This window comes from Candidatus Competibacter denitrificans Run_A_D11 (assembly GCF_001051235.1).
Taxonomy (GTDB): Bacteria; Pseudomonadota; Gammaproteobacteria; order Competibacterales; family Competibacteraceae; genus Competibacter_A; species Competibacter_A denitrificans.
In genome coordinates this window covers 1-5,776 of sequence record NZ_CBTJ020000096.1, presented here as the reverse complement: position 1 = coordinate 5,776, position 5,776 = coordinate 1, and the positions used below count along the sequence as shown (strand labels likewise).

12 protein-coding genes and 1 other RNA gene are annotated in these 5,776 nt (G+C 57.4%); all 13 read left to right on the top strand.

The genetic code is table 11. The annotated features are described in order from the left end of the window. Positions 1 to 252 (top strand): hypothetical protein (locus BN873_RS20510; RefSeq protein WP_048675788.1); only part of this gene is annotated, 252 nt, incomplete at its 5' end. 107 nt (positions 253 to 359) lie between these two features. Further along, on the top strand, positions 360 to 1,076 hold the full coding sequence (locus BN873_RS15535; RefSeq protein ID WP_048675786.1) for an AAA family ATPase: 717 nt from the start codon (positions 360 to 362) through the stop codon (positions 1,074 to 1,076). A gap of 24 nt (positions 1,077 to 1,100) precedes the next feature. Next, positions 1,101 to 1,556, top strand: a complete 456-nt coding sequence (locus BN873_RS15530; protein ID WP_048675784.1) for a hypothetical protein — start codon at positions 1,101 to 1,103, stop codon at positions 1,554 to 1,556. Continuing rightward, positions 1,540 to 1,887 carry a transcriptional regulator gene (locus BN873_RS15525; RefSeq protein WP_048675781.1) on the top strand — a complete coding sequence of 116 codons (348 nt, stop codon included), beginning with the start codon at positions 1,540 to 1,542 and terminating at the stop codon, positions 1,885 to 1,887. Before BN873_RS15530 ends, BN873_RS15525 begins: the two co-directional genes overlap by 17 nt. A 1-nt stretch (position 1,888) precedes the next feature. Continuing rightward, complete coding sequence (locus BN873_RS15520; RefSeq protein WP_048675778.1) at positions 1,889 to 2,110, top strand: hypothetical protein; 222 nt, start codon at positions 1,889 to 1,891, stop codon at positions 2,108 to 2,110. Continuing rightward, positions 2,107 to 2,445, top strand: coding sequence for a hypothetical protein (locus BN873_RS15515; protein ID WP_048675775.1), 339 nt, complete (start codon positions 2,107 to 2,109; stop codon positions 2,443 to 2,445). Before BN873_RS15520 ends, BN873_RS15515 begins: the two co-directional genes overlap by 4 nt. Then, entirely contained in the window at positions 2,442 to 2,639 is a 198-nt protein-coding gene (locus BN873_RS15510; RefSeq protein WP_048675773.1) for a hypothetical protein, read from the top strand. Before BN873_RS15515 ends, BN873_RS15510 begins: the two co-directional genes overlap by 4 nt. Before the next feature lie 10 nt (positions 2,640 to 2,649). Further along, positions 2,650 to 2,946, top strand: coding sequence for an HU family DNA-binding protein (locus BN873_RS15505; protein WP_048675771.1), 297 nt, complete (start codon positions 2,650 to 2,652; stop codon positions 2,944 to 2,946). Beyond that, positions 2,947 to 3,016: hammerhead ribozyme type II (locus BN873_RS19135), an RNA gene on the top strand. It abuts the gene before it with no gap. A 587-nt stretch (positions 3,017 to 3,603) separates the two neighbouring features. Continuing rightward, the gene (locus tag BN873_RS20505; RefSeq protein WP_048675767.1) at positions 3,604 to 3,918 is read left to right on the top strand and encodes a hypothetical protein; all 315 of its coding nucleotides are present in this window, start codon (positions 3,604 to 3,606) and stop codon (positions 3,916 to 3,918) included. Positions 3,919 to 3,948: 30 nt separating this feature from the next. Next, positions 3,949 to 4,389: a gp16 family protein gene (locus BN873_RS15495; RefSeq protein ID WP_048675762.1), complete on the top strand. Its 441-nt coding sequence runs from the start codon at positions 3,949 to 3,951 to the stop codon at positions 4,387 to 4,389. A gap of 76 nt (positions 4,390 to 4,465) precedes the next feature. Further along, the gene (locus BN873_RS18905) at positions 4,466 to 5,107 is read left to right on the top strand and encodes a hypothetical protein (protein WP_053085414.1); all 642 of its coding nucleotides are present in this window, start codon (positions 4,466 to 4,468) and stop codon (positions 5,105 to 5,107) included. Positions 5,108 to 5,328: 221 nt separating this feature from the next. Then, positions 5,329 to 5,664, top strand: a complete 336-nt coding sequence (locus tag BN873_RS15485) for a Mor transcription activator family protein (RefSeq protein ID WP_048675758.1) — start codon at positions 5,329 to 5,331, stop codon at positions 5,662 to 5,664. Positions 5,665 to 5,776 lie beyond the last annotated feature (112 nt).

The following is a 5,776-nucleotide window of genomic DNA, read 5'->3' as shown; positions in this document are numbered from 1 at the left end:
AATGCGCCGGTTCCGGTCAGCAAAGCGGCCTCGGAATTTGACGACATTCGCGCCCTGTTCGCGCGGACCCATCACGGGCAATTCGGGCCGGGTGAGGCGGAAAGCATTGCCCGATTCTACAGCGCCTATCCACGACCACGGCTTTTTGAGTCGGAAATGGAGAAACAAGTGGGCTGGGAACAGTTCCTGGCCTGGAAAACTGCCGCGCTCGCGCTCGCTAAGCAGACCCAGGATTGCGCGCATGTGGCGTAAATCGCCAGCGTGGATGGCACAAAAAACCCAGCTTCGCGTGAGCAAGACGCAAAGCTGGGTGATTCCTGATGACACAACCAACCCGTAAAGAGGTACGACAACCCATTATGAAACGACCAAAAATCGCCAACGTCAAGAACATTCGAGCCATGCTGGACGCCTACGACATGGTGGAATCCGCCGAACGGGGTGATGAACGGATCGTGCTGTTGCACGGGGCCACCGGCACGGGCAAATCCACCGCCTTGGCTCACCTGCTCAATGAAACCAACGGCATCTACGTCGAAGCCTCTCCGGCCTGGACGCTCAGCAGCATGTATCGGGACATCGTGGCCGCGATTGGCATTGAACCCAAAGGGCGCAATGCGGATCTGGAGCGGTGCATCACCGATGAAATGTCCAAAAAAGGCCGACCGTTACTGATCGACGAAATCGACTACCTCTTTCTGCCCGGTGCCTCCACGGCTCTGCGAATGCTCGAAGTCGTCCATTCCCTGCACGACAAAGCCGGGATGCCGGTCGTCATGGTCGGCATGGACAAGATCGAGGGCAAGATCCGCTCCCGCGAGCAACTCGCCCGCCGCGTCCATCAGTGGGTCCAGTTCAATGACCTGGATCGGGAGGATGTGCGCATCGTCGCCAATGCGCTCTGCAATATCCCCATTAACGATGACTGGCTCGATGCGCTGATCGAAAAAACCAGCGGACGCATGAGCTACATCGCCCAAAACATCAAAAAAGCGCGCAATCGCGCCCAAGTCAAAGGCTGGAGCGAAATTAATCTTGCCGTCTGGGGCGGCTCTATTTTTCAGGTGAGCCAATGATGGCCGCACTTATCGGAGGCTTCGATGGCTCGTACTCCCGGCAGTACCCGAACGCGCAACCGGGTGAAAACCGCGCGCCAGCGAATCTGGAATGCCATGCGCGTCACCCCGCAGTTCATGTCAATCGATTTGGAACTCGTAGCGGAAACCAGCGAGCGCAACCTGCGCGCCTACCTGCGGGCGCTGTACCGCTCCGGCTACCTGCGGCAGGTGCGTCCGAGGCAAAGCGGCAAAAGTTTCGGCTATGCCATTTGGCGGCTGGTGGAATGCCACGGTCCGCTCGCACCCATCGTGCGCCGGGATCAAAGCGGGGTCTACGACCCCAATCTCGATCAGTTCGTCCCCTATCAGGACATCCCCGAACCCGTCAAAAAGGAGCGCCCACATGAGCGCCGTGCCCTGCTATCAGACGACCCTCCCGCTCTCGAACGTCACCCCGATCCGGCGACTGAGGAGATCTACCATGCGCGCGGCCGGTGAGCACTGGCTGGAAGTTCTGCGATCCGCCTGTGAAGACAGCTCCCAGACGGCGGTCGCGCGACAGTTAGGCGTGTCGGTGGCTATGGTCAACCAGGTCTTAAAAGGCACTTATAAAGGCAACGTCCATAACCTGCGCGTCCGGGTTGAAGCCACCCTGCCGATGCAAGTGCAGATGGTGGATTGTCCGGTTGCCGACCACATGACCCGGCAAAAATGTCGGGAATACCAAAACCGTGATCCCAATCTGACCTGGGGCAATCCCATTTTGCTTCAGTTCTATCGCGCCTGCCGATCCGGTTGTCCGCATTCCAAGCTACCCAAGGAGTATTGAGATGCCCTGTCAATTCTGCGCGTCGTTGGATCGGTTGCTGCAAGGCGCCCACCCGCCCGTGAAAACCGAAATCGAAATCATCGTCCGGCTGCCGTCGGATACGCCGCTGATCAAATGGGGCGTGGCCATGGACAAACTGGCCGATGCGCTCGGCGGTGGCGAGTGGTGGTATCGGATGCCTGCCGGACAACCCGGACGTTATGAGGTGGAGGTCAATCCATGAACGCTGCATCCAGTTTTAGGCTCACAGAAGCCGACGCCGACGCCCTGGGCTGGGCCGATTTGGCTGACGCCGATCCCCCGCGACCGATCCGCCCGGTTCGCCCGGTTATTGATCCAGCCGATGAGCCGATATTTTTGGGCGTGGTGAAAGCCGGGCAGCACGGCGTCAACGGCGTCTTAAGCCTGGATGTCCTGCTTGATCCAGGCGGCGACTGGATCGACATTGGCGGTTATCGGTTTGATCTGATCGATGCCTGCTACCTCGGTGTGCTCTTAAAAATCGCCAGAGCCACCGCCGGGCTGACATCTCCCTGGGAAGGGGAGACCCGGCCATGATCGGCGCGTACACGCTTCTCGCCGACCAGCGCCAGGCCGTGATTGCCGGTATCCGTAAAGAAGTGGTTGACGATAACCGGTTGCAATCGATCCCGGACGATTTATTGCTCATCGTCCTCCACGCCCTCACCGGTCGCACCGGTGATCTGATCCGTCATGTATCAGCGACGGCTGATCGTTACCATCGAAACTAGGAACGCTTTTATGCCTGAACTCATCCACTTTACTCGTAGCCAGCTTGCCAGAGCCATGACGCGGCAAGGTTTCTTTCCATCGAAAAAAATTGCAGACCATGTTGTCGAGGCGGCATTGACCCATATCACCCAGGCCTTGCACAACGGGAAAATCGTGCAGCTCAAGGGCTTTGGCACGTTTCAGTTTGTGCCAACGCGCGCGCGCCAGATCAGCAGGCACGTCAAGACCGGTCAGCCGTTTACGCTGCCGGCCAGTCGTCGCGTGCGCTTTACGCCCAGCAGGCGACTCTTGAACGGAGCCACCTAACCGCGAAACCGTCTCCGCTAAGGAGGCGGTCGTCCCGACGTGGCGGTCGGGGCCTGATGAGCAGCTTCGGGAGTGTGTTGATGCGGAACTTGTACGACATAGCCAAATATCACATGAAGGGCCGGTCTACAGTGCCGCCTTGGTGGTGGCCAGATGATCCTGCTCTGAAATATAGAAAAGTAGTGCCTATTTGGTTTTGTTCTGAATGCGGGCGGTATGGCTATCACTGGGACTATCGCCGCAGGCAGTACTTCAATGCAGGCGGGCAACGCTGGAAAGCGGTAGGAATCGATCCCCATCCCAGGATTTTCGATGGAGAAGGCGGGCTTTACTCAAGGCCGCTCTGTGTTGATTGTAAGGATCGGTTGTTTGCACCAAAAAAATCCAATCCAGAGATTGGTTACACCGACCTCGGTGCGCCCTACAGCCCGCTCGCAGTCTGCGACCTTTATGGAGTCAGAAAAAAAGCCATCAAGGATTCATCAAGATTTTGGAATGTGCTGTCTCGGCGCGGCATGAAGCTTTTGTTTGGCGATCCATACACACTTTTTTTGTGTTGCTGGTCATGCGCAAAGCGGCTTAAACCCCTTATGCAGCGCACCCACGAAGCGCTTGAAAATGAAAAAATTATCAACCAAATCAAGAAGGCCATAAAGCATGAAAGAGAAGGTGCATACCACAGGACAAACAAGAAGTTATCTGTTGGGATTGCTCTATCGCATCGAACATCAGCAGATACCGTTGGAAACGGCAGATCGGCTTTGCAAGGTGATTTCTCGAATTCACGAGTCCATCCACTGTGAGAATCGCACAAAGCTGGTCGCTATGGCGGCTGGAGAGCAGTTGAGCGAGTTTGGCTCCCTGTTGATTGGTGATGTGAAAGATGCCACCCCTCGGCTCGCGTTTGAAGCTGATAAAACCGGGCTTGATAAGACCGATCCAGCTCAGCTTGGCAAATCAGCCAAAGGCTAGGCAAACCCTCTATCTTGGAGAAGCAGTTCGATGACCGACCCCACTCGCACCCGTGACCTCAAGCTGATCCACATCGCCGCCAAGCAAATGGCCTGGGACGAAAACACCTACCGGGCCATTCTGGAGCGGATCACCGGCAACGCCAGCGCCGCCGATCTGAATGCCAAGCAACGCAGCGCGGTGATTGATGAATTTGTCCGGCTCGGTTGGAAGATCAAACAGCGCAAAGGCCACCGCAAGCTCGGAACGTTGCCGGAGGATCGGCAACGGCTCGTCTGGAAAATCGGCGCCTACCTGGCCGATGCCGGCCGAGCCTGGGCCTATGCCGATGGGATCGCCCGGCGCGTGTGCAAGGTCGAAAGCGTTCGGTTTTGCACACCAGAACAGCTCCATAAAATCGTCGCCGCGCTGGAATACGACCAGCAACGGCGACAGAGGAAAGCCAACAAAACCCCACCGGAGGTCGCGTGATCACTTTTCTTGTCGGTTTGCTGATAGGCAGTCTGCTTGGCGCCGCGATTTTGATCTGCTGGGGCTGGCCGGAGTAATGCGTCTAACCTGCCCCTGTTGCGGTGCGGCGCACAGCATTGAAGGACTCCTGGCCGATCAATCCGCGCGCGAAGCGGTGATCGCCGCTTTGGGATTACCGGGTACCCTGGGCGAGCGACTGGTGCGCTACGTGAGTTTATTTCGCCCGCGCGAGCGTGCCCTCAGTTGGGAGCGGGCTGCGCGGCTTTTAAGCGAGTTAAACGCCGCCGTCAGTGCAGCTCAGATCGAGCGCGATGGGCGGGTTTATCCTGCCCCGCTGGATTACTGGAAGCTCGCCATCGACCAAATGCTTGATCAGCGCGACAAACTCAAGCGACCGCTCAAAACTCACGGCTACCTCTTTGAAATCATCATCGGCTTAAGCCAAAAGGCCGAGGAAAAGCGCGCCGCGCGGCAAGAAATCGAAGACGAACGTGCCAAAGCACGGGAAGGGGATCGCCAAGGTCAGATGGTGCAGGCTGCCAGCCTGGTAGAAAGCCCTGTCATCACCACACCCGATGGCGCACAACTCAACGAAGAAACCAGCGAAACCCTCACCTCCACACGACCCGCCCGGACGCCACCGCCGCCCGAATTTCGGGCCTTACTCGCCAAACTCAAAGGAAAAATGACCTGTGATGACTCGAATCCGTCCACATAACCCGAAATCCTATAAAGTGCCGTCGACCCGGTGTCCGGCGTGCCAGGTCATCTTCTCTGTGCCCGCCAAACCGTTTCTCATCGAATGCCGCCTTGCCTGTCCGCACTGTCGGGCGTGGCTGATGATCACGCTCGGGGTAGCGTTTCCCAGCGCACGGCTGGCCCTCTAACCTTTTGTATTTTGTAGTATCATAGGGTGTGACCACCACGGGATCGCAATCCATGAACACCCTTGCCCTCCCCGACCAATACCCCGACATCCTGGCCGACTTCGCTGGGTTGGCCCTGCAACGCATTCAAACCCAACTCCCGCTGGCCCAAGCCCAAGTGCTCGCCTTTGATCTGGCCGAGGATGTGCGCCAGAAGTGGAGCGGCTGCCAGATCTACATTCCCAAAGACTGCGAGCGTTTTCGAAACGACCGAAACGCCGCCATCTGGCGTGACTTTAATGGCCACAACCAAGCGGTGCTGGCCCGTCGCTATGGCCTATCGTTGCAAACCATCTACGACATCCTGGCCAAAGAACGTCTCGCCCGCCAACCCGATCTGTTCCGCTAACGATTCCAGTCTTTTTTTAAAGTCGCTTAAAAGCCCGTCATCTTCCCTTCATGGCACGCTCCGGGATAGCTAACCCGGAGTTGTCATGATCGATTCGCCTCAACCCCTTCTT